The organism is Mucilaginibacter sp. UR6-11 (genome assembly GCF_020880695.1).
Taxonomy (GTDB): domain Bacteria; phylum Bacteroidota; class Bacteroidia; order Sphingobacteriales; family Sphingobacteriaceae; genus Mucilaginibacter.
Genome location: NZ_JAJIWO010000006.1, coordinates 56,188 through 78,036 on the forward strand (window position 1 = coordinate 56,188; position 21,849 = coordinate 78,036).

At 44.0% G+C, this 21,849-nt stretch carries 21 protein-coding genes; 11 read left to right on the forward strand and 10 right to left on the reverse strand.

Features of this window, described 5'->3' with window-relative positions; genetic code table 11:
* Window positions 1-50 precede the first annotated feature (50 nt).
* Entirely contained in the window at window positions 51-611 is a 561-nt protein-coding gene (locus tag LJ658_RS14490; protein WP_230547239.1) for a hypothetical protein, read from the forward strand.
* Between the two features lie 2 nt (window positions 612-613).
* Here LJ658_RS14490 and LJ658_RS14495 read toward each other — a convergent pair whose 3' ends face one another.
* The 3 genes from LJ658_RS14495 to proS form a co-directional block, all read right to left on the reverse strand.
* On the reverse strand, window positions 614-1,426 hold the full coding sequence (locus LJ658_RS14495; protein ID WP_230547240.1) for a TIGR02757 family protein: 813 nt from the start codon (window positions 1,424-1,426) through the stop codon (window positions 614-616).
* Between the two features lie 78 nt (window positions 1,427-1,504).
* Window positions 1,505-2,644: a cystathionine gamma-synthase gene (locus LJ658_RS14500; RefSeq protein WP_230547241.1), complete on the reverse strand. Its 1,140-nt coding sequence runs from the start codon at window positions 2,642-2,644 to the stop codon at window positions 1,505-1,507.
* A 77-nt stretch (window positions 2,645-2,721) separates the two neighbouring features.
* Window positions 2,722-4,194 carry a proline--tRNA ligase gene (proS, locus tag LJ658_RS14505; protein WP_230547242.1) on the reverse strand — a complete coding sequence of 491 codons (1,473 nt, stop codon included), beginning with the start codon at window positions 4,192-4,194 and terminating at the stop codon, window positions 2,722-2,724.
* 131 nt (window positions 4,195-4,325) lie between these two features.
* Between proS and LJ658_RS14510 the strand changes: the two genes are divergently transcribed.
* The 5 genes from LJ658_RS14510 to LJ658_RS14530 are packed head-to-tail and all read left to right on the forward strand — an operon-like array spanning window position 4,326 to window position 9,125.
* Complete coding sequence (locus tag LJ658_RS14510; RefSeq protein WP_230547243.1) at window positions 4,326-5,270, forward strand: hypothetical protein; 945 nt, start codon at window positions 4,326-4,328, stop codon at window positions 5,268-5,270.
* Between the two features lie 10 nt (window positions 5,271-5,280).
* Window positions 5,281-6,753 carry an OmpP1/FadL family transporter gene (locus LJ658_RS14515; RefSeq protein ID WP_230547244.1) on the forward strand — a complete coding sequence of 491 codons (1,473 nt, stop codon included), beginning with the start codon at window positions 5,281-5,283 and terminating at the stop codon, window positions 6,751-6,753.
* A 46-nt stretch (window positions 6,754-6,799) separates the two neighbouring features.
* Window positions 6,800-7,552 (forward strand): DUF4905 domain-containing protein, encoded by a 753-nt coding sequence (locus LJ658_RS14520; protein WP_230547245.1) that lies wholly within the window; start codon window positions 6,800-6,802, stop codon window positions 7,550-7,552.
* A 21-nt stretch (window positions 7,553-7,573) separates the two neighbouring features.
* On the forward strand, window positions 7,574-8,497 hold the full coding sequence (locus LJ658_RS14525; protein WP_230547246.1) for a LysM peptidoglycan-binding domain-containing protein: 924 nt from the start codon (window positions 7,574-7,576) through the stop codon (window positions 8,495-8,497).
* Complete coding sequence (locus LJ658_RS14530) at window positions 8,490-9,125, forward strand: uridine kinase (RefSeq protein ID WP_230547247.1); 636 nt, start codon at window positions 8,490-8,492, stop codon at window positions 9,123-9,125. Before LJ658_RS14525 ends, LJ658_RS14530 begins: the two co-directional genes overlap by 8 nt.
* Here LJ658_RS14530 and LJ658_RS14535 read toward each other — a convergent pair.
* Both LJ658_RS14535 and LJ658_RS14540 read right to left on the reverse strand, forming a co-directional pair.
* Window positions 9,118-9,777, reverse strand: a complete 660-nt coding sequence (locus LJ658_RS14535) for a 3-oxoacid CoA-transferase subunit B (protein WP_230547248.1) — start codon at window positions 9,775-9,777, stop codon at window positions 9,118-9,120. The genes LJ658_RS14530 and LJ658_RS14535 overlap by 8 nt on opposite strands.
* A 54-nt stretch (window positions 9,778-9,831) precedes the next feature.
* Complete coding sequence (locus tag LJ658_RS14540; protein WP_230547249.1) at window positions 9,832-10,527, reverse strand: CoA transferase subunit A; 696 nt, start codon at window positions 10,525-10,527, stop codon at window positions 9,832-9,834.
* A gap of 98 nt (window positions 10,528-10,625) precedes the next feature.
* On the opposite strand from LJ658_RS14540, the gene LJ658_RS14545 reads away from it, so the two are divergent.
* Window positions 10,626-11,015 (forward strand): hypothetical protein, encoded by a 390-nt coding sequence (locus tag LJ658_RS14545; RefSeq protein WP_230547250.1) that lies wholly within the window; start codon window positions 10,626-10,628, stop codon window positions 11,013-11,015.
* 71 nt (window positions 11,016-11,086) lie between these two features.
* Here the strand turns inward: LJ658_RS14545 and dinB are convergent, their stop codons facing one another.
* Window positions 11,087-12,271 carry a DNA polymerase IV gene (gene dinB, locus LJ658_RS14550; RefSeq protein WP_230547251.1) on the reverse strand — a complete coding sequence of 395 codons (1,185 nt, stop codon included), beginning with the start codon at window positions 12,269-12,271 and terminating at the stop codon, window positions 11,087-11,089.
* Between the two features lie 73 nt (window positions 12,272-12,344).
* On the opposite strand from dinB, the gene LJ658_RS14555 reads away from it, so the two are divergent.
* The gene (locus tag LJ658_RS14555) at window positions 12,345-12,962 is read left to right on the forward strand and encodes a 2'-5' RNA ligase family protein (RefSeq protein ID WP_230547252.1); all 618 of its coding nucleotides are present in this window, start codon (window positions 12,345-12,347) and stop codon (window positions 12,960-12,962) included.
* A 42-nt stretch (window positions 12,963-13,004) separates the two neighbouring features.
* On the opposite strand, the gene LJ658_RS14560 is transcribed toward LJ658_RS14555, so the two are convergent.
* Window positions 13,005-13,385, reverse strand: coding sequence for a DUF1080 domain-containing protein (locus tag LJ658_RS14560; RefSeq protein WP_230547253.1), 381 nt, complete (start codon window positions 13,383-13,385; stop codon window positions 13,005-13,007).
* Between the two features lie 15 nt (window positions 13,386-13,400).
* Window positions 13,401-14,930: a hypothetical protein gene (locus LJ658_RS14565; RefSeq protein WP_230547254.1), complete on the reverse strand. Its 1,530-nt coding sequence runs from the start codon at window positions 14,928-14,930 to the stop codon at window positions 13,401-13,403.
* A 372-nt stretch (window positions 14,931-15,302) separates the two neighbouring features.
* Here LJ658_RS14565 and LJ658_RS14570 point away from each other — a divergent pair, with 372 nt between their 5' ends.
* Window positions 15,303-17,120 carry a beta-galactosidase family protein gene (locus LJ658_RS14570; protein ID WP_230547255.1) on the forward strand — a complete coding sequence of 606 codons (1,818 nt, stop codon included), beginning with the start codon at window positions 15,303-15,305 and terminating at the stop codon, window positions 17,118-17,120.
* A 101-nt stretch (window positions 17,121-17,221) separates the two neighbouring features.
* Window positions 17,222-17,677, forward strand: a complete 456-nt coding sequence (locus LJ658_RS14575; RefSeq protein ID WP_230547256.1) for a hypothetical protein — start codon at window positions 17,222-17,224, stop codon at window positions 17,675-17,677.
* 52 nt (window positions 17,678-17,729) lie between these two features.
* On the opposite strand, the gene LJ658_RS14580 is transcribed toward LJ658_RS14575, so the two are convergent.
* Complete coding sequence (locus LJ658_RS14580) at window positions 17,730-17,990, reverse strand: hypothetical protein (protein WP_230547257.1); 261 nt, start codon at window positions 17,988-17,990, stop codon at window positions 17,730-17,732.
* 197 nt (window positions 17,991-18,187) lie between these two features.
* Between LJ658_RS14580 and LJ658_RS14585 the strand changes: the two genes are divergently transcribed.
* Window positions 18,188-19,390 (forward strand): MFS transporter, encoded by a 1,203-nt coding sequence (locus tag LJ658_RS14585; protein ID WP_230547258.1) that lies wholly within the window; start codon window positions 18,188-18,190, stop codon window positions 19,388-19,390.
* A 25-nt stretch (window positions 19,391-19,415) separates the two neighbouring features.
* On the opposite strand, the gene LJ658_RS14590 is transcribed toward LJ658_RS14585, so the two are convergent.
* On the reverse strand, window positions 19,416-21,848 hold the full coding sequence (locus LJ658_RS14590) for an outer membrane beta-barrel family protein (protein WP_230547259.1): 2,433 nt from the start codon (window positions 21,846-21,848) through the stop codon (window positions 19,416-19,418).
* Between the last annotated feature and the right edge of the window lies 1 nt (window position 21,849).

Below are 21,849 nucleotides of genomic sequence, written 5' to 3' on the forward strand. Positions count from 1 at the left end.
AGTTTTAGACTACTTTTGAGCAGAAAAGATACCAAACAAAAATTATAAAATTGAATACAGAACAAAAACTTAATATTCTTTACGATTTGTTAGTTGATAACTACGATATACTAGCTACTGAATTAACTGATCTTATCAAACAACCATTAAAAATCACTGATACCAATAAGTTTGCTTCTTTATTGGAAATGACCAAAGATTCAAACTTCATTGATCCGCTTCTTTTTCAAATCAGTTTAGGTAATAAAGGCGATGCCTGGTTAACAGATTTTTTATATGCCGCAATATCTTTATTAGAAGATGACTCATGGAATGAATTTAATACTCCAACAAATCTCATTGATAAATTAGAAGATTGGATTCTTAATAATAAAGGTGAGATAGCCTGGAAAGCCGCCAACCTACTAAAGTTTTACGAATCAGAATCAGCTGAAAAAATTCAGTTAAAAAAATTAGAGGAGCGCGGGGATTTTTTCCTGACCTATGTGGAATGTATCTTAGGACTTTTACGCTATAATAGGGATAAACATATTGGATTAGTTGCACAAATTGCGGATGATGAAACCAGGGATGAAAAGCTAAGAGAGTTTTGTGCTGACATCGAGCCATAACATTACACCGAAATTATTTCATTAGCTCCCCAACGTTCGTCTATCCCCAGGCCAAATAAAGCAAAATCATATTTAACCGGGTCATTAGGGTCAAACTCGCGGAGGCGCCGGGTGAGCTCGATGGCGGTTTGCCAGTCGGTTTGTTTACGTTGGATAAGATTGAGTTGGCGCGCCACACGGTCAACGTGCAGATCGCAGGGCATGATCAGTTCAGATGGTTTAATATCGTTCCAGATCCCGAAGTCGACACCGCAGTTATCCTTGCGCACCATCCAGCGTAAAAACATATTTAACCGTTTACAGGTAGATTTTTGTGACGGTGATGACACATGTTTTTTAGTACGGTGCGGGAAATCGGGCAGTGAAAAGAAATATTGGCGGAAATGGTTCAGGTATTTTTCAATGGGTTCTTCGCCGGATGATGGTTTCTCCTTTAACGGGTTGGCGGGCGCAAACGCCGACTCCAGCGATTCATGATTTTCATAGTGCCATCTAAAGAAAGCAATAAAATACAGCGTGTCTGTATCATTAAAAGTACGGTGCTTAAAGTGCAGTAACTTCTTTAGGTCGACCTCCTCGTGATTGACGATAAAATCATAAGGCGCCCCATCCATCAGCGCTATCAGCTCTTTGCATTTATTGATAATGGTAACCCGCTGCCCCCAGGCCAGTGTCGCTGCCCAAAAGCCCGTGATCTCGATATCCTGCTTTTTGGTAAACAGGTGCGGAATGCTGACCGGATCGTTAGCAATAAAGCCGGGGCGGTTGTATTGAGCGACTTTAGCATCGAGAAAAGCTTTTAGATTTTCTATCATTTTATTGTTATCAAATAGCAGGCCTCACGTATGGATACAAATTTTAAGATCTTGCTACCTGATACTAACTACTTACTACTAAGAAAGTGCCTGCTTCAAATCATCCAACAAATCCTCTACGTCCTCCACCCCTACGCTTAAGCGCAGCAGGTTGTCAACCACGCCAACCTTCTCCCTTGCCTCTTTCGGTATGGAAGCATGCGTCATGGTAACCGGATGATTGATCAGCGACTCTACTCCGCCTAACGACTCAGCCAATGCAAACACTTTAAAAGACGAAGCCACCCTAAAGGTTTCTTCCAGGTCAGCATCTTTTAAGGTGATGGAAATCATCCCTCCAAAATCACGCATCTGCTTTTTAGCGACCTCGTGGTTGGGATGATCGGCAAAACCCGGCCAGTAGATCTTATCCACTTTAGGATGCGTTTTCAGGAACCCGGCTATGATGCGGCCGTTTTCGCAATGTGCTTTCATGCGCAGATGCAGCGTTTTAATGCCGCGTAACACCAAAAAGCTATCCATCGGTCCCGGTGTTGCGCCGCAGGCATTGTAGATAAAGAAAAGGCGTTTATACAGGTCCTCGTCGTTCATCATCAGGGCGCCCATCACTACATCCGAGTGACCGCCGATGTATTTAGTTACCGAGTGCATCACGATATCAGCACCCAGATCTATCGGGTTTTGCAGATAGGGAGAAGCAAAGGTGTTATCAACCACTGTCAATAAACCTTTTTCCTTTCCGATTTTGGTTACCGCCGCAATATCAACGATCTGCATGGTGGGGTTGGTTGGTGTTTCCAGCCAGATCAGTTTGGTATTGGCGTTAATATACTCACGGATGTTCTCCGGGTTTGATAAATCAATAAAATGAAACCAGATCCCGTAATTGGCAAAGATCTTAGTAAACATACGATACGAGCCACCGTACAGATCATCACCGGTGATTACCTCGTCGCCCGGCGATAACAACTTCATCACCGCGTCGGTAGCACCCATTCCGCTTGAAAAGGCCAGTCCAAACTGCGCGTTCTCCAAAGCTGCCAGGCAGTTCTCCAAAGCCTTGCGGGTTGGGTTGGTACCACGCGAATACTCATATCCCTGGTGGTTTCCCGGCGATTTCTGCCAGTAGGTTGATGTTTGGTATATCGGCGTCATAACCGCGCCGGTTGTCGGGTCGGGCTCCTGCCCTGCATGAATGGCTTTTGTCGCGAATTTCATTTTTCTGGTTGTATGTTATGAGTTGCAGGTTGTATGCAAATTGTAACTTACAACTTATAACATACAACCCGCAACAATTAGTAGGCTCTTGCAAACAATACTCTCTGGCTACTTGGTTTACCTGTCAAAATACATTTGCCTTCTTCCAGTTTATTATCCAAAGGGATACAACGGATGGTAGCTTTGGTTTCGTCTTTTATCTTCTGTTCGGTTTCTGCGGTACCGTCCCAGTGTGCAGAAAGGAAACCCGGTTTTTCGTCCAGCAGGCGTTTAAACTCTTCGTAGGTATCAACCTCGGTGGTGTTCTCCGTTCTGAAATTGGCAGCCTTCCGGTAGATGTTGTTTTGAATTTCTTCCAATAACACTTCTATATGCTCAGCCAAACCAGCCTGGTTAACCGTTTCCTTGGTTTTGGTATCCCTGCGTGCCAGTTCAACAGTCCCGTTTTGCATATCGCGGCTGCCGATGGCAACGCGCAATGGTACACCCTTCAGCTCGTACTCGGCAAACTTAGCACCCGGGCGATGGGTATCGCGCTTATCAAACTTAACCGATATATCTTTGGCCTTCAATGCTTTACTAAGTTCATTTACATAAGCACTTATGTTCTCCAGTTCTTCGTCATGCTTATAGATCGGTACGATAACCACTTGGATAGGCGCCAGTTTTGGCGGCAATACCAGGCCCGCATCGTCAGAGTGCGCCATGATCAGCGCACCTATCAAACGGGTTGATACTCCCCATGAGGTTGCCCAAACGTAGTCCAGTTTATTTTCTTTATTGGTGAACTTTACATCAAATGCTTTGGCGAAGTTTTGACCCAGGAAATGCGAGGTTCCTGCCTGCAGCGCTTTACCGTCCTGCATTAAGGCTTCAATACAATAAGTATCCAACGCGCCTGCAAAACGTTCGTTCGGAGTCTTACGGCCCTTTACTACCGGTAAGGCTAAAAAGTTCTCCACAAAATCAGCATAGACCTCCAGCATTTGCTCGGTTTCAGCAACGGCTTCTTCGGATGTCGCATGGGCAGTATGCCCCTCCTGCCATAAAAATTCGCTGGTGCGTAAAAACAAACGGGTACGCATCTCCCAACGCATAACGTTGGCCCATTGGTTAACCAAAATCGGCAAATCGCGGTAGGATTGGATCCAGCCTCGGTAGGTGTTCCAGATAATCGTTTCAGACGTTGGACGGATAATCAATTCCTCTTCCAACTTGGCATCTTCATCAACAATGATATTGCCATTACCGTCGTTTTTTAAGCGATAATGAGTAACCACGGCGCATTCTTTTGCAAAGCCCTCAACATGACTGGCTTCTTTTGAAAAAAAAGATTTGGGGATCAGTAACGGGAAGTAAGCATTGCTGTGACCGGTTTCTTTAAACATTTTATCTAACACTGCCTGCATTTTCTCCCAAATTGAATATCCATACGGTTTAATGATCATACAACCTCTAACCGGCGAATACTCAGCCATATCGGCTTTTATAACCAGATCGTTATACCATTGCGAATAATCTTCATCTTTACTAATAACGCCTTTACTCATTTGTTTGTGGAATAGATTTTGACTGTTTAATTACTTATTATTGTGGTCAAATTTATAAATTTATACGTTATTAGAACGTCAAATTAAACTATCGGTGTAATAATAGTCTAATTTGCATAACCAAGCCTAATATGAAACGGAACCTGCTTAAAGGAATTATTTTGATCAGCGCGATAGCACTGAGTTCCTGCTCTACCATGAACAGCCTGTCAAAAACCGGGGACGCAGGCGACGACGTGTATTATACCAAAGCAAAAGCAGGTGATTCATTTGATTTTAATCAACAATATATTCAGCCGCAGAATGATTATGTAAGAAACGACGATTACTATTATTATGGCGATTATGAATCGCGCATAAACCGTTTCAGCTATTTTACACCGTTTGACTATGATGACGATTTTTATTATAGTTACGTGCCTTATAATACTTATCCAAATATGGCCTACCAAACAAACAACCAGGTTATAAATCAACCCGCTGAGTATTATTACGAACCGGTGTACGGAGATCTGGGTGTATACTCTGCCTATGATTTTGGTTATGGTGATTTTGGCGGATATGACAATTATGGTTATGGAGTAGCCTATTCAACGTTTATTTATGGCGGTGGCAGCAGGGCCACTCATAAAAGATCATACACTTATTCAAATAAAGCCAATGCAGGTAATGGCCCCGGTGCTTTTGTACGGACAAACAGTTCAAACCGCAATGGTTTTGGCGGTGTTTCAATCAATAACGACGGTACGGTAAGACATGCCGCACCCGGATTAATCTTTACCCGGGCTAATACCGGACGTGGAAACAGCTCCACTCCCGGATTTTCAGGCTCCCGCCCCGGCGGTTATAACGCAGTTTATCCGGGGCGCCCGGGCACCAATGCGGTTACCCAGGTTTCTACCAATAATGGTAATACACCCGTTATCCGTCCTCAAAGCCAAAATCCAAGGCCGGTAATTCAGCAGCCTGCTATCGAACGGGTATCTGCACCGAGCCAAAGCAGCTCATCAGGCAGCTCCGGCAGTTCGGGCAGCAGTAACAGCAGCGGCGGTGGCGGCAGACCGGTTAGGCCATAATCAATTAAATATGAGATTTAAATATTTACTTTACGTAATTGCATTATTGGCAATTAGCAACAGCAGTTTTGCCCAATATGCAAAGGATGCTATCCGTTTTTCAACTTTTCAACCCGGCTCTACCTCACGGATAAAAGCTATCGGCAATGCGGGCACCGCAATTGGCGGAGATCTGAGTTCAATAAGCGGCAACCCGGCAGGACTGGGCTATTTCACACACTCAGAGCTCAGCCTGACACCGGAGTTTGATGGTTACAGCAACAACGCCGCTTATTTAGGTCAAACCAGCCAGGCCACAAAAAACAATATTAATTTCAGTAATGCTTCAGTGGTTTTTTACTCGAGGTTAAATACCCCTCCCGGGCAAGACAAAACCAGGGGATGGTTAAGCTTGAACTTTGGCATGGGCTATAGCCGTACAAACAATTTTGACGAGCGGGTTCAATATGGCGGTAAAAACAGCGCTAACTCTATAAATGATTATTATGCCAGCCTGGCAAATTCACAGGGTGTTGCTGATGATAACCTGCAGGCCTGGGCCCTATCCGAAAAGCTAATTGACGCATTTGGGACACCTGCCAGTTACAGTTACGCCAGCAATTCTTTTCCGGGTGTGCAGCAAACCGGCAACATTACCCGCACCGGCGGGCAAACTGCCTATGATTTTTCATTAGGGGCAAACTACAGCAATAAATTATACCTTGGTTTTGGTATCGGGCTTACAGATATGCGTTATAAATCAACCAGCAGCTTTAATGAAACCGGCTCTGCTACCATTAATGAAAACGGTACTGCTGTCACCCGAAATTTCAATTCAACTTATTCGCAATACCAAACCACCAAGGGGAGCGGCTTTAACGCCCGGCTGGGTGTAATATATAAAGTTATAGAAAGCATCAGACTGGGGGCTGCTATCACCACTCCAACTTTTATCAGCATTGACGATTCTTTTAGCGAAGGTTTAGAAAACAGCCTCAGCAGCGGCAAAAACTACTCAAACGGCCCGGTTGAATATCCGTTAAGCTATTCTATGCGTACGCCGTTTAAAGCGGCAGGCGGCGTGTCTGTATTTCTGGGTCAATATGGCTTTATTACGGGTGATGTTGAATATATCGATTACAGTTCAACGCATATCAACAGCAATGACAACTATACGAACACCTATGATAATGGCCTTATCAAAGCCAATTACAGATCGGCCATTAACGCCCATGCGGGTGCAGAGCTTAAGTTAGGTTCGGCCCTGGCTTTACGCGGAGGTTATGGCATACAGGGTAGCCCGCTAAAAACAAACGGTACTACTACCAAAATGGTTACCGGTGGCCTGGGCTACCGCGTTGGTAATTACTATGCAGATGCTGCTTATGTGCACCTGCAGGGGTCGCAAAATATCATGCAGTATGATATAGGCCCAACCACACCGGTTGCCGGTATTAATGCAACTAATAACAACTTCTTTTTAACTATTGGCTTACGGTATTAATAATCTGCTCCGCCCGTTTTAATTTTATAGACATATTTGTGGCCTTATGACTATGCTATTACCTTTCATTAATGAGCAGTTAAGCGGTGTGATCTGGCGGGTGGAAATTGACGGTTTAACCGACACTGTTTTCCTTGAAATAAGGACAACCGAGAGGCAGGTTTCATTTAATTCCATAAACCTGGTAAATGGCAAAACCTACCTGAAAGATTATACTAGCCCTGAAAGATGGTTAACAGGGATTGAAGCGGCATATGACGGTATACTGTTAGTACATAATTATCAATCAGAAAACACACCGGTACACAAAGGGGTAACTGCAATTAACAGTAAAGGCGAGGTATTATGGAGTAATTACACCTACGCATTTGATCATCTTTCAATAAATGGCCCCATATTATTTAATATCCAGCTGCAACCTAAAAAATTATTTTTAACGGATATTAAAACCGGGGTACAGTTAAGAGCTTTTGAGCAAACGATTGATGTTGAGGCACCTGCTTATGTCGTGATACCTAAAATTTCGGCTCCTGAGGATTTGAATATTTCGTTACCGGTTGAAGTCTATGGAAACATCGTACATTACCTTGATTACAATAATTTCAGAATTGTATCTTTGCACTCTTTAGAAGCGGGACAGTTAAAACAACATCTGTATATCACAGATGGCAACGGCCTTGTATATGAAGATTTATTAAATGCAGATATACAAAAAATGCAGCCTGAGTCGTTTATCCTGTATAAAAACTCGCTCATTTATATCAAAAACAAATCAGAGTTGAAGGTTTTAAACCTATAAATTACTGACTAAGAATTTATTATGAAATTAAAAACTTTATTATTACTAACCTCTCTGTTAACCACAACCACTTCTCTTTTCGCTAAATCTACCCTGATTGATTCAGTTGGTATTGAAAACCTGGACGGAAAAAAAGTAATATTACATAAATTAGATCCCAAGGATAATTATTATTCAATAGGCCGGCGTTACAATGTTAAGCCGGGCGACATCATAAAATTCAACAATAATGCGCCGTTAAAAATCGGCAATATTATAAAAGTCCCTACGGACAGGTCATTTTTGGAGCCATCAAAGCCGGCCGTAATGCAAAGGCCCGTGGCTACCCCACCGCCGCCTGTTCAGCAACAACCGGCGCAGCAGCCTGCCCCTGCCAATCCAGCGCCTGCCAATACCGGGTTGACACCACAACAATATAAAGTATCAGCCGGCGAAACGCTTTATTCAATAGCCAAGCGCTTTAACTCGACTGTTGAAGATATAACCAGGTTAAATGGTTTAACATCTACTACGGTAACTCCCGGCCAGGTTATCCAGGTAAAATCAAACACTGCCGACGTGCCGCCGCCGGTAGTACGCCCCGTTGCGAAACGCGACTCGACGAATTATATGACCGGCCAGGATAGTGCCGACAGGAAATTGAATGCCAACCGCTTTGGTTTATTTGAGAAGAATGAAAAAGGTGTAGCTACCTGGATTGATGATACCAGCCTTGATCCTAATAAAAAACTGGTATTGCACCGTACCGCCCCAATTGGCACTGTAGTTAAAATAACTAACCCCATGACCAACCGCACAACCTTTGCCAAGGTTGTAGGCCGTTTTTCTGACAATGAGACCACCAGGGACGTTATCCTGATCATGACAAAAAATGTAGCCGAATCTATCGGCGCTTTAGATAAGCGTATCCATGTAAACATTAGCTACGGCAGCCCTAATGAATAGACCTTATATTATAGGCATTGCCGGCGGAAGCGGCTCGGGAAAGACTTTTTTTTTAAATCGTTTTCTTGATCACTTTTCGGCCGATGAAGTTTGCCTGGTATCGCAGGATGATTACTATTTCCCGGTGGCGCATAATATGACGCCCGAGGAAAATAAGCTGTATAACTTCGACCTGCCGTCTACCATCGATAACGAACAGTTTGAAAATGATATTTATAAGCTGATTGACGGGCAGGTTATCTACAAAAAGGAGTATACTTTTAACAACCCCAACATTGAGCCTAAAATGCTGGAAATTAAACCGGCTCCTATCTTAATAGTGGAGGGCCTTTTTATATTCCATTTTAAGGCGATAGACGAACTTTTGGATATGCGCATATTCCTGGAGGCCGACGGGGAAACAGCCTTACAGCGCCGCTTAAAACGCGATCTGCACGAACGTGGCTATTCGCATGATGATGTCATGTATAAATGGGAAAACCATGTTGTGCCGGCCTACAATGAATTTTTGCTTCCTTATAAAGATGACTGCCACAAGATCATCATCAATAACACCAATACAGCCGAAAATATACAGGCAATTACTGATGATATCTCGAAGGAATTGAGAGAAAAGATACTTAGCTAAGATCCATTTCGGGGATCTCACCTTCAATAATCAGCTTGCCCGCTGTTGCATTCTTTATTTCTTCAACACTTACACCGGGTGCGCGTTCTAATAATTTAAATCCGCCACCGGGCAATACGTCCAGTACGGCCAGTTCAGTAACGATTTTCCTGACGCAGTGAATGCCGGTTAGCGGTAAGCTACACTGTGGTAACAGTTTAGATTCGCCGGCTTTATTTACATGCTGCATGGCAACGATTATATTTTCGGCAGATGCCACCAGGTCCATAGCCCCTCCCATTCCCTTGACCATTTTACCCGGTATCTTCCAGTTAGCGATGTCGCCATTCTCTGATACCTCCATAGCGCCCAGGATGGTTAGATTTACCTTGCGGGCCCGTATCATCCCGAAACTCATAGCCGAATCAAATATCGCCGATCCCGGCAGCATGGTGATGGTTTGCTTGCCGGCATTAATTACGTCAGCATCCTCTTCACCTTCAAACGGGAACGGCCCCATACCCAGTAACCCGTTCTCGGACTGCAATACCACATCTATATTATCGGGGATATAGTTGGCTACCAATGTAGGTATGCCAATGCCTAAATTTACATAGTAACCGTCTTTAATTTCTCTGGCTATTCGTTTTGCTATTCCTGTTTTGTCTAACATATTAAACTATTTATGTCATCGCAGCGCGATTGTTTCGTTACCTGCTATGATAAGTTATCTGGGTCTGACGGTTCTCTGTTCAATCCTTTTTTCATAGTTCGCCCCCCTGAAGATCCTGTGGACGTAAATTCCCGGGGTATGGATTTGATCCGGATCAAGTTCGCCGGGTTCAACTAATTCTTCAACTTCGGCAATAGTAATCTTTCCGGCCATAGCCATAACGGGGTTGAAGTTGCGCGCTGTCGATCTGTAAACCAAATTACCCATGCTATCTCCCTTCCAGGCTTTTACGATAGCAAAATCCGCGTCGAACGCCATCTCCATTAAATAATCCTTGCCATTGAAATTTCTTATTTCTTTGCCTATGGCAACCTCGGTTCCCACTCCTGCCGGGGTAAATATCGCCGGCATGCCATAGCCCGCGGCCAGGCAACGGGTTGCCAGTGTACCTTGCGGGATGAGTTCAACTTCCAGTTCACCGCTGAGTAGCTGACGCTCAAACTCCGCGTTCTCGCCTACGTAGGATGAAATCATTTTTTTTACCTGGCGCTGCCTTAGCATCAGGCCTATGCCAAAATCATCAACCCCGGCATTGTTTGATATACAGGTAAGTTCCTTTATACCTTTTTTTACCAGCGCGGTGATACAATTTTCGGGCAGGCCGCATAAGCCAAATCCGCCCAATAACAGGGTCATGCCATCTGTTATATCATGAATGGCTTCGTCGGCATTGCTAAAAACTTTATTCATTGGTTATAATTGGTAACACAAATCTACTAAATCATAAGCACACAAAAACAATTATAAAAGCTGTGCATTAGTATTATAGCAATCCTAAAAATAAGAATATGCCAGATAAAGAGGAAGAATTAAAAAACCTTGGCGATAGGCCTGGTCAACCCAACGCCTACCGCGTAGATAATGATAACAGCGAAGACGAAGAAAAACTGACACGCGGCTTCAATGGCGGCGACGGAACCAGACCGGTAACAGAGGGCCAGCCAATGGGTGGCGAAAACTTTGGCGCCAACAATGTGACCCCGTCCGGTGATGATAAAAACAACCCATCACAAAACGCAGGTTATACTAACGCCTACTTTAGGCGCACAGAGCCGGCCGAGGAACATCCCGAAAACAGTAACTTTAAACCTGATGCTGACCCAACATATCAACAAGGCACCGCAGATAACGATGGGCAGGGCGATGCCAAGCCTAATGTGCCGGGACCTAATGACTGAATTAAACGAGTTTAAAACCAGGTAAATACCTGTTGTGAAACATGCCTGAGATACCAGGCATGTTTCCTATATTAATCCCTTAAAAACGGGTTAAAGTTCCGCGTTCCGATAGCCATGCCTGCAGCCCGGCATACTGTCTTTTCACCAAACTTAAAATTGATCTTATCCATAGCCTGGTAGAGCCTGATGCGTTCTTCATTATCCTCAAAAAGATTGATCTGATAACTGCCGGAGCAAAGATTGCTAAGCCTGACACCAATCAGCCTGATGGGCCGGTGGCCGTTCCATGTTTTTTTGAGGAGATTTTTAACGCCGGGGATCAGGATATGTTCGGCAGCGGTGAGCGCGATTTTCTCCTGTACAGTATGGGTCTCGAAGTTGGCGTAACGTATTTTTATGGCAAGGCATGAAGCTACTTTATTTTCTTTGCGCAATTTGTAAGCCAGTTCCTCGGTCATAGACACCAGCACAGTTTCCAGCGTCTTTTGGTCGGTAACATTAGTTTCAAAGGTATTTTCTGTGGATATGGATTTACGGTCGCTGTGTGGTATTAACTCGCTCTCGTCAATGCCATTGGCCCGCTCCCAAATGTAGCGGCCATGCTTACCAAATACTGTTTCTAAAAATTTCAACTCAACCCGCTGCAGATCGCCAATCTTTTCGATACCAAACTGGTATAGCTTCTGACAGGTCTTCTCGCCCAGCATAGGTATTTTACGGATGGATAGCGGCGCCATAAACTCTTTTTCCTTACCATGCTCAATTAATAACTGTCCGTTTGGCTTAGCGGCGTTGGTAGCCATTTTAGCAACCGTTTTGCAGGATGCCATCCCAAAAGAAATTGGCAAACCGGTTTCGCGGGTAATGCGCGCCCGCAGGTCGGTGGCTAACCCGTAGCAATCATGGAACCGGTCCATGCCCGTCATATCGATATAAAACTCATCTACCGATGTTTTTTGGTAAAGCGGCACGCTGTTATGGATGATCCGGGTAACGTCTCCTGAGGCTTCGCTGTAGCGGCCATGACTACCGCGAATAATGATAGCCTGCGGGCAAAGTTTCATGGCCTGTTTCATGGGCATGGCCGAATGGATCCCGAATTTACGCGCCTCATAACTGCATGAAGCTACCACGCCCCTGTCTGCCGAACCACCTATTAATACCGGCTTACCGATCAGGCCGGGATTAAACTTACGCTCGACGGATACGAAAAAGGAATCCAGATCAATATGTACAATGCAGCGTTTGGTTTCCATACCGCAAATCTAAAATAAATTTGCACAATTGCTAAAAATATTAGTATTATTGTTTCCCGTAAATAGCAGGTCAATGAAAGGTTATACAGATTTTTTAATGATGCTTTCCCCATCAGATAAGGTGAAGGCTGTGGTGCATAATCATAAATTTTATGCCGCAGGTATCATTGGTAATTATGAAAGCATGCATTCAACCGCCCATATATCTATCCGGATGATGCACCGGCAAAAAACATTCCTTACCGAACCGGGAATCCTGACTTTTAGAAAAAGGCTTTGCCTGATACCGCCGGTAACCCTGCATATTGACGGGTTTGACTATTTTAACCATGGTGATGAATATAAAACGATCTATGCCCGTATCAGTAACAGTCCCGAAACTAATCAATGGTTTAAGATACTGAAGCAGCACCTGCATATCAAAGAATTCATGGTACCCCATATCACTATTTGCCGCAATATTCCGGTGGCCGACTTTGATAAACTATGGCCATACTTTAAATCTATTGAGTGGAAGGCCACTTTTACAGTAAATACACTTACCGTATTGCAACGCGAAACATTTGCCAGCTTTGCCAAATGGGAACCTTATACTGAGTTACCGTTTGAAGGTAAAACGCAATACAGCCTGGCACCGCCGAAACCATCATTATTAAAACAATTAAATAGCCAGCAGACAAGTTTATTTTAACTAACGCCTGCCACGAATAGCCGCCGGAGTGCTATTCAGTGGTTAGAGGTGTACCCTGATATTATCAAATAAGTTATGATTGTAGGTACTCGCGATGAATGCCATGCCCTTTACACCTGATTTATCGGTGAGGGTTGCCAGTTTATTGCCATCCACGAATCCGGTAAGCCGGTTGCCGCTCATTTCAAGCCGGAGATGGTGCCAGTTCGCGGGTTTAAAGTATTCAATCTGACCCGAGGCGAGCGTGGCGTATTGCCAGTTTAGTTGCCAGCGCCCATCGCGGGTAAGGATAAAACGATAGCCCAGTTTATCCCTGTCGGCATAGCGCCCGCCCAGCTCAATATCTCCGCCTTCCAATAAAACATCGGCTTCGATAATATAATTTTGCCAGGCAACGTCACCAAATAAAGAGTGTGGTTTCAATAACCAGTTGTTATATCATAAACTCCCCTGATCGGGTACTATCTGCGCCAGGCACATCCCCCCATTCGGGTATTGATAGGTTTCAAAAGTGCCTTTCTGATCCGAAAAATACCGTGGTGTCTGGCCGGGGGTGTAACTGTTAAAGTTCTCGGTATATGGAAACGGAAAGGATTCACTTGCCGGCGGTGTGCCAAATGTGCCTTTTGTTTGTCCGGTGGTACTGGTTAAAGTGTAAATAGCATCGGGTTCAAGCATCAGCGATACTGTATTCTTATTTAACCGCAGCGGCTTTTGGCTTATAAATTGTTCTTTTTCGGTTGATTTCCACAAATAAACCGGCCCGTTTTTAAGCCCTTTACCAATAGCAAGCTTTACTTTTCGTTTTTCTCCGGTGACAATGATAACCGACCAGTCGCCGGTTTTCGGATCGTGCATTGCCACATGGCTGCCGCGCCACGTATCGGCATCAAACTGCCCGCAGGCGGCGTCCATATATACCCACCCAGGCTGCACAAATTGGGTGGTATGAGCCAACGCCCATACCGATGGCCATACCGTGTAATGACCGCTCCACGGCGAGTCGGCCTGTATTGCGCCGGTGTTGGCCCAAATAATTTGATTGTAAATACCATCAACAGGGCACCAGATCTCGTATTTGGTAATTCGGTCACGCGTGTATAGTTTATTCATTAACCGGGCAAGGTATAGGGCGCCTTTCCCTCCCCACTCCTGTCCCGACTGGCTCCATTCCTCGGTGGCCCAAAGGGGCTTGCCTGATTGTTTGGCTTTCTCTGTAGCAGCGTGACCTGCTTTCTGATCGATCTCCCACGGCTCGCGACCATCCACATAGTGGTAACCAACCGCATCAATCAGGTGGTTGTATTCCGGATTCTTTTCAAGCTGATCAAATATCTGCCAATATTCACTGTCATCGTCCGGAGCCTGAAGTTTTACTTTTGAGAAACCATGCGCGTCTAATGTCGGACGCAGGTATTTGGCTATCCAGTTCAAATCAGTACCGTTTTCGTTTTGAGCGGCGGCTATCCAGTTCATATCCAAGCCATAATATTTGCGGGCAACCTCCAAGAACGAAACAAACCAATCTGCAGACTGCTGCGAAAACCGGTTACCTACCCAGGCGGGGTAACCCCACGGAAGGCAGTCTAATATAATATTTGGATTGCGTTTACGCGCTTCGGCCATCAGCCAAAACTCATAGCCGCGAGGCTTGGGGTCAAGTAGTTCGTCCCGGGTAATAGCATGTGATGGTTCGCTGCCACAGGTTGAATTTTCGCCGCTTCCTATTTCGACTTTAAGGTGTTGAAAACCTGCACCAAACTTGGGCTTAAATAAAAAATCAAGTACCTCGGCGCGCTGCTTTTCAGGATAATCAACCAGGTTGCGACTTGAGGCCCCGGCGCTTACCGCACCGATCCCTTCAAAAACCCGTCCTTTATCATTTGCATTTAATGAGATGGTTGTTTGCGCGTTAATATCAGACACAATAAAAAGCATTGCCGCAAAGCAGCGCAGATATTTTTTCATTGGTATTGTTAAAATTTTAAGGTTTAAATACAAGGCAATAGTGCCAGCATTATCATGCAAGCTAAAAATAAAATATTGAAAATAAATGGACGTTATGATACTAATAATGGACTATTTTACCAATTGACAGGTAGCCGGCTTTATTACTACAAACTCCTTCACTGTTATAGGTGAACAAAAGGTCATGCTTGTGTTAGGGATTATATTGATAAAATAAATCTCATACCCCCTTATCCCAGCGGCCAATACAACCAATCATATTGACAAAATCATATAATATCCAATAGCATAATACACCTATATTTGTATAACCCGCAATAAACCGGCGGGCCACTCCGCATGAAAATATCCCCTGGAAATACTTTTTGTAGTATGCTGGCTTTCTTATTGTTGCTATCTGCATCTGCCACAAAACTGCAGGCACAGGCTGTTAAACACACATTTACATTAAGCGACAACGCTTTTCTGCTGGATGGCAAACCTTTCCAGATCATTTCGGGCGAGATGCATTATACCCGCATACCCCGCGGGGCGTGGCGCCAACGCATGAGGATGGCTAAAGCTATGGGGCTCAATACCATTGGCACCTATGTTTTCTGGAACGCCAATGAGCCGCAAAAGGGCCATTATGATTTTACAGGCAACAACGATATTGCCGAATTTGTAAAAATAGCCAGGGAGGAAGGCCTATGGGTGATACTTCGCCCCAGCCCGTACGTATGCGCCGAGTGGGAATTTGGTGGTTACCCCTACTGGCTTGAGAAAGAAGAAGGATTACAGGTGCGCAGCACTGAATCTAAATACCTGGAAGCTTACCATAAATACATTATGCAGATAGGTAAGCAACTGGCGCCCTTACAGATAAATCATGGCGGTAATATTTTAATGGTGCAGATTGAAAATGAATATGGATCATACGGTGCTGATAAAAAATACCTTGCCCTTAACCAAAAAATGTTTATCGAAGCCGGGTTTGACGGACAGCTATATACCTGCGACCCTGAAGATGCTATTAAAAACGGCCACCTGCCCGGTTTGTTGCCGGCTATAAATGGCGTTGATGATGTGGCCAGGGTAAAACGGCTGATCAATGAAAATCATGACGGAAAAGGCCCATATTATATAGCCGAGTGGTACCCCGCCTGGTTTGACTGGTGGGGCGAAAAGCACCACACCGTACCGGCAGAGCAGTACTTAACCAGGCTGGATAAAGTTTTAGCGGCCGGTATCTCCATTAATATGTACATGTTTCATGGTGGTACCACCCGCGGATTTATGAATGGCGCCAATTATAATGATAAAGAGGCTTATGCCCCGCAGGTAAGCAGCTATGATTATGATGCCCCCTTAGATGAAGCCGGTAATGCCACAGATAAATTCATGAAGTTTAGGGCGGTGATAGAAAAATATCTGCCGGCCGGCGTAGCCCTTCCCGAAGTGCCTTCAGCCAAGCCTTCGATGGATATACCTGCAATTCATTTTACGCAGACGTTTGGTTTGTTTGATCAATTGCCTGTAGTCAGGCTGCATACCAATCCGCAGACATTTGAAGACCTGAACCAGGCTTACGGTTTTGTACTATACCGCACTACCGTAGCAGGTGGGAAAACGGGCACATTGAAGATAGACGGGTTGCGCGATTACGGGATTATTTATATCAACGGTAAACGAACAGGAATATTAGACAGACGATTGAAACAGGACAGTATGCAAGTTACCTTGCCTAACGGCAAAGTGAGGATTGATATCCTGGTTGAAAACCTGGGACGTATTAATTTTGGCCCTTACCTGCTAAAAAACAAAAAAGGCATTACAGGCAAGGTGTTGTTTGATAATACAGCAGTTAAAAACTGGTATAGTTACGGCTTACCGCTAACTAACCTAAATTTACATGGTAAAGGCATTGAAACAGGCGCAGGGAAACCAGTGATTAAAAAAGGCGGCTTCGACATCAAAAAGCCAGCTGATACGTATCTGGATCTGAGCAACTGGGGAAAAGGAACTGTTTGGATAAATGGCCATAACCTTGGACGTTACTGGAATATTGGCCCGCAACAAACAATTTACGTCCCGGCCGAATGGTTAAAAACCGGCGCCAACGATATCGAGATTCTGGAACTGATCAAAACGGAGCAAAACACCATATCAGGTTTGAAAACACCCGTTCTAAATAAGTTAAATCCGCAATAACGCAATTCGTTTTTTATGGCTTCGCCAGGTCAAAAAAACATCACACAAAGGCAACGTTTACGCAGAAAGCATCGTAGAGCTATATGAAAACCTTTGCTGCAATGAAAAGACTAGTTGTTTTAATTTTATTTGCTGCTACACTTGCAGCCTGCAAAAAAAGCCAAACTATGACGTTGCCCGTACCGGGTAATAAGATAACCGGTAAATGGACGATTAATTCGGTAACTGTTATTCCGCGTGACTCGACCGGGAAGGCCATTAACAATGGCGCCGTTTATCCCGAACCATCCTACTATTATTTTCAGTTTAATAGCGACAATACCTGGGCGGAAAGTTTATCCCCCGACCCCAACTCTGGTATCGGCGAAGCCGGTAACTATATTTTGCATGCAGATACCAGTTTTACGCTTATTAACGTAAATTTACCCTCGAGCCCGGTAGAATGCAAAATCACCTCGCTCACCGACAAGTCATTCGTCTTCACCCATCAAAAAGCTACCTTATTCAACGGTATAACCCCGGGTTACCTTGAATACATATTCGACTTAAAAAAGTAATTTAGAAAAGATGCGCCTTACAGGCTCACAACATGCGCGGGTGGCGCAGCCGTTAAATAATAGCCAATAACAGTACAAATGCCATTACCGAGCCGTTAGCAGTTAAACCAATCTGGTGGGCTTTTATGGGTTTTGCGTGCTTCATGTCATTAATAAAAAAAATAAATCCAATTACCAACGTAAAAAACTCGATGGCAAAGGGTAAAGGCGGTATATGGCTGTCGCCGGTAAAGCCGGTGGCTATGCCCGTAGCTACAGAAACCACAAAGCAAATTGCATAAAACCAGTAATAAAAAATTTCTTTAGACGACATGCGGTTAGGAAAAGTATCACCAAGATAAAAAATCTTTAATTAAAAAGAATTACTTTTTGTCCCGAATTTTGATGGCAGTTTCAGGCACTTCTTTACTTACCGTCCACAATAACGAAGACCGCTATTTGTAACTTTGGCGCGGTAAGTAACCCGGTATGTGCCGTGTCCGCTTTTTATAATACATCTGCCAACTCATAATGCTTAAAGAAAAAAACCAACGCATATCAACAATTTTAGCTTTCGCCTTGCTCCCGCTTTCGGGGTTCGCAACTGATATTTATATCCCGTCGTTACCCAGCATGGGCGCCGATATGCACATCAGCAGTATCCAGGTACAGCTTACACTCACTTTGTTCCTGATCAGTTACGGTACGTCCCAACTGTTTTTGGGGAGCATCCTGGATAGCTATGGCCGTTATCGTTTTAGCCTGTGCGCGCTGGTTGTATTTATTATTGCCAGTATAGTTATCGCGGTAACGCATAATATTTATATTATTTACGCCATGAGGATAATTCATGGCATAACCGTAGCTATGATTGTGGTGGCAAAAAGGGCCTATTTTGTAGATGTTTATGAAGGCATACGGCTTAAACACTATTTAAGCATGTTCACCATAATCTGGTCTGCCGGGCCAATTGTAGCGCCTTTTATTGGCGGCTACTTCCAAAGCACGCTGGGCTGGCAGTCAAATTTTTACTTTTTGGCAGCTATAGCTTTTGTGATTGCGATCCTGGAAATTATTTACAGCGGCGAGACCTTAAAACACCCTATCGTGTTTCACCTAAAAAGTATTGCCGGTTTATATACCGAAATGATCAGGACGACCACCTTTAGCTTAGGTATCCTGATGTTGAGTTTTGCCTATTCAATGGTGATCATGTATAATATGACCGGGCCGTTCATTGTCGAGCACCATTTTAAATTCACCCCGGTGGTTGCAGGTTATTGCTCTTTAATTTTGGGTATTGCCTGGATGGTTGGCGGGTTTATCGGTAAAGCTTTAATCAGCCGGCCGTTTTTTAGCAAGCTGTTTGTAAATATTATCCTGCAGGCTGTTTTTGTAACGCTGATGATCATCAGCCTTAACTTTGTAACCAATATTTATACAATGGTTTTCTTTGCGTTTATAATCCATGTCGGTGCCGGTTTTACCTACAATAATTACTTTACTTATTGCCTTGGCCGCTTCCCTAAAAATGCGGCTATGTCAGGTGGTTTAACGGGTGGTATGGTTTATGTTATCCTATCCTTATTAACTTATATTGTGGTATCGGTGATACCGGCTAAAGACGAACGTAACCTGAGTTATAGCTACCTGGTTTTTATTTTATTATCGGGCGTTATAATGTTGGCCCTCTTTAGCATGAACAGAAGACCAAAAACCGTTGTGAATATTTAGGCAACGCTTAATTTGTGCCGGTTTTTTAACCATTCCCAACCCGTTGCATTTCATCACTGACACCACTTGCATGTTTAACTGTTTTATAGGCTTTGCCAAAACGGTAGGTGAATGATAACAGGATAACCCGGCTATCGCGCGTTAACTTGAAATATTCGGTTGAGTTTGGGAACTGGGTTAGCCCTTCCATAGCGTTGGTATATAGGATATCGCGCGCTATTAATTTCAACGTGCCCTTTTTATTCAGTATTGGCCTTGATATTCCTGCCGATAACTGCCCGGTAGGATATAGCAGTTCCTGCACATCATTGCGGGCCTTTGTAGTATAGAAGCCGGATACCTCAGCAGTATAGTTCTTCGCGATTGTAAATTGGTTGTTGAGGTTAAAATTAAACTGATCTATAGCTGTAGTATAAGTATTGCCGTTAAATCCTTTTAATTGCTTATGATTATAAACAATATTAGCGGTGAACGACCACCACGTAAGCGGTGCCAGGACTACAGTTGTTGATAACCCGAAATTGCCCGTATGTCCAACATTGCCCTGGGTATACAAAATGATATCTTTGGTAGCGCCGTTAAGAAATATCTGCGAGAAATAATTTTTAATGGTGCTATAAGACACAGTGGTTGTTAACCAATTTTTATATTGATGACCCAGCTCAAAATTCCAGGTGTACTGCGGTAAAATTAACGGGTTGCCGGTGATATAAGTATATTTATTTACAATGGAAAGGAACGGGTTCAATAACTGAAATGCCGGCCTGTCAACACGCCGCCCTACTGTTAGTGTGAAACCATTCGCGGTATCAGGCTGGTAGGTAATATACCCGCTGGGGAAAAATCCTCCATAATTTTTTCTGAATGCCGAATCCTTTTGCGTTGCGTTACCATATTGATGGGCATTATAGCTGGTATATTCATACCGGATGCCTGCCTGGTAGCTTATCTTTTTATATTTATTCTCAAGCGTACCGTATAAAGCGTGGATATTCTCTTTGTATAAAAAACGGTTGTTTCGGCTGTTATCATCTACCCACTGGGTACCCGCCAGGTTTTGATAGGATGCTGCATTATCTGTTTTGCTAAACGATGATTTCCATCCCGATTGAAAGCTCAGGTCCTTCCCCATCTTCCAGCTATAATCTATCTTGCCTGAACCGATATTTATGGTAGATGGAATATTGCCGCGCGATTGTTCATCATACCCCCCTGCAGTGAGCAGCTTATTGTCATAGTCCTGGTCGCTTTGTGTGGTATAATGCAGCCAGTCAAAATCAGCCGTCAGGTCCTGTGATGATGAAATTGTGTGCCTGGCATTAAAATTAACCGACCCGTTTCTGAGTTGATTATTAGTTTTGTTAGTAGTGTAAATGGCTGAATCAGCCATACCCGCCGGATTTAACCAGGTAGCCGTACCAACATTGCCGCCAACCCTGCTAACCGCAATGCCCCCGATTGCGAAACCAAGGGTGGTATTTGAATTGACTGAGTAGTCCAGTCCGGTTTTAATAATATTATTAAATAACGTCCCCCTAAATCCACCGGGCTGATCAAGTTGCGCGGTCAGGTTGTTATTAATGTCGTAATATTTTCTAAGTGCGTAAAGGTTCGTCAGGTATTTTAATAAAGTGGCGTTATAATTAAAAAATAGGTTCACTTTGCCGGTACGATAATTTAAAACCACGCTTTCGTTGTTTTTGGGGTAAACGCCTACGCCACCGGTAATATTGAACGAGCCATTAAAGCCCTGCTGTTTGTTTTTTTTTGTTTTGATATTGATGATACCCGCATTCCCGCTGGCATCATATTTAGCAGTAGGATTGGCAATCAATTCTATCTGCTGGACATTTGACGAACTCATGCTGCTCAATAAATTATTAAGATCAGCTCCCGAAAGATAAGTGGGTTTATTATCAATCAATACCAACACCCCGGCCTTACCCTTCATTGCGATACCGCCGTTCCGGTCAACCGTAATCCCCGGTGACTTTTCCAGCACTTCCAATACGGTAGACCCCGCGTTAGTTACAGAGGAACCTATATTTAATATTGTTTTACCTTGTTTATTTTCAATAGGTGGCACAGTAGCCACCACCGTTACCTGCTGTAAATTTGTATTAAGTGGTTGAAGCCGGATAGTATCGGCAAAAGTATTTCCGGTAAAATTATAGGTTCGTGTAATTTGCTCTTTATAGCCGGTATAATTAACCACAAAAGTGTAGGTGCCGATAGCTAATCCTTCAAACCGGGCAACCCCTCTGGCATTTGCGACAGCAGTTTTTACCGGCTGGTTATCCTTTAACTGTTTAACTTCAGCGCCCTCCGCAGGCTGCGATTTTTCGTTTAAAATTATAAGCGAGAAAGCACCTCCGCCTGCCGGCATAGATTGGCTATAAACATCCCGCGATAATAAGATCAGTGCAATTACGTAAATCGCCTTTTTCAGCTCCGTCATA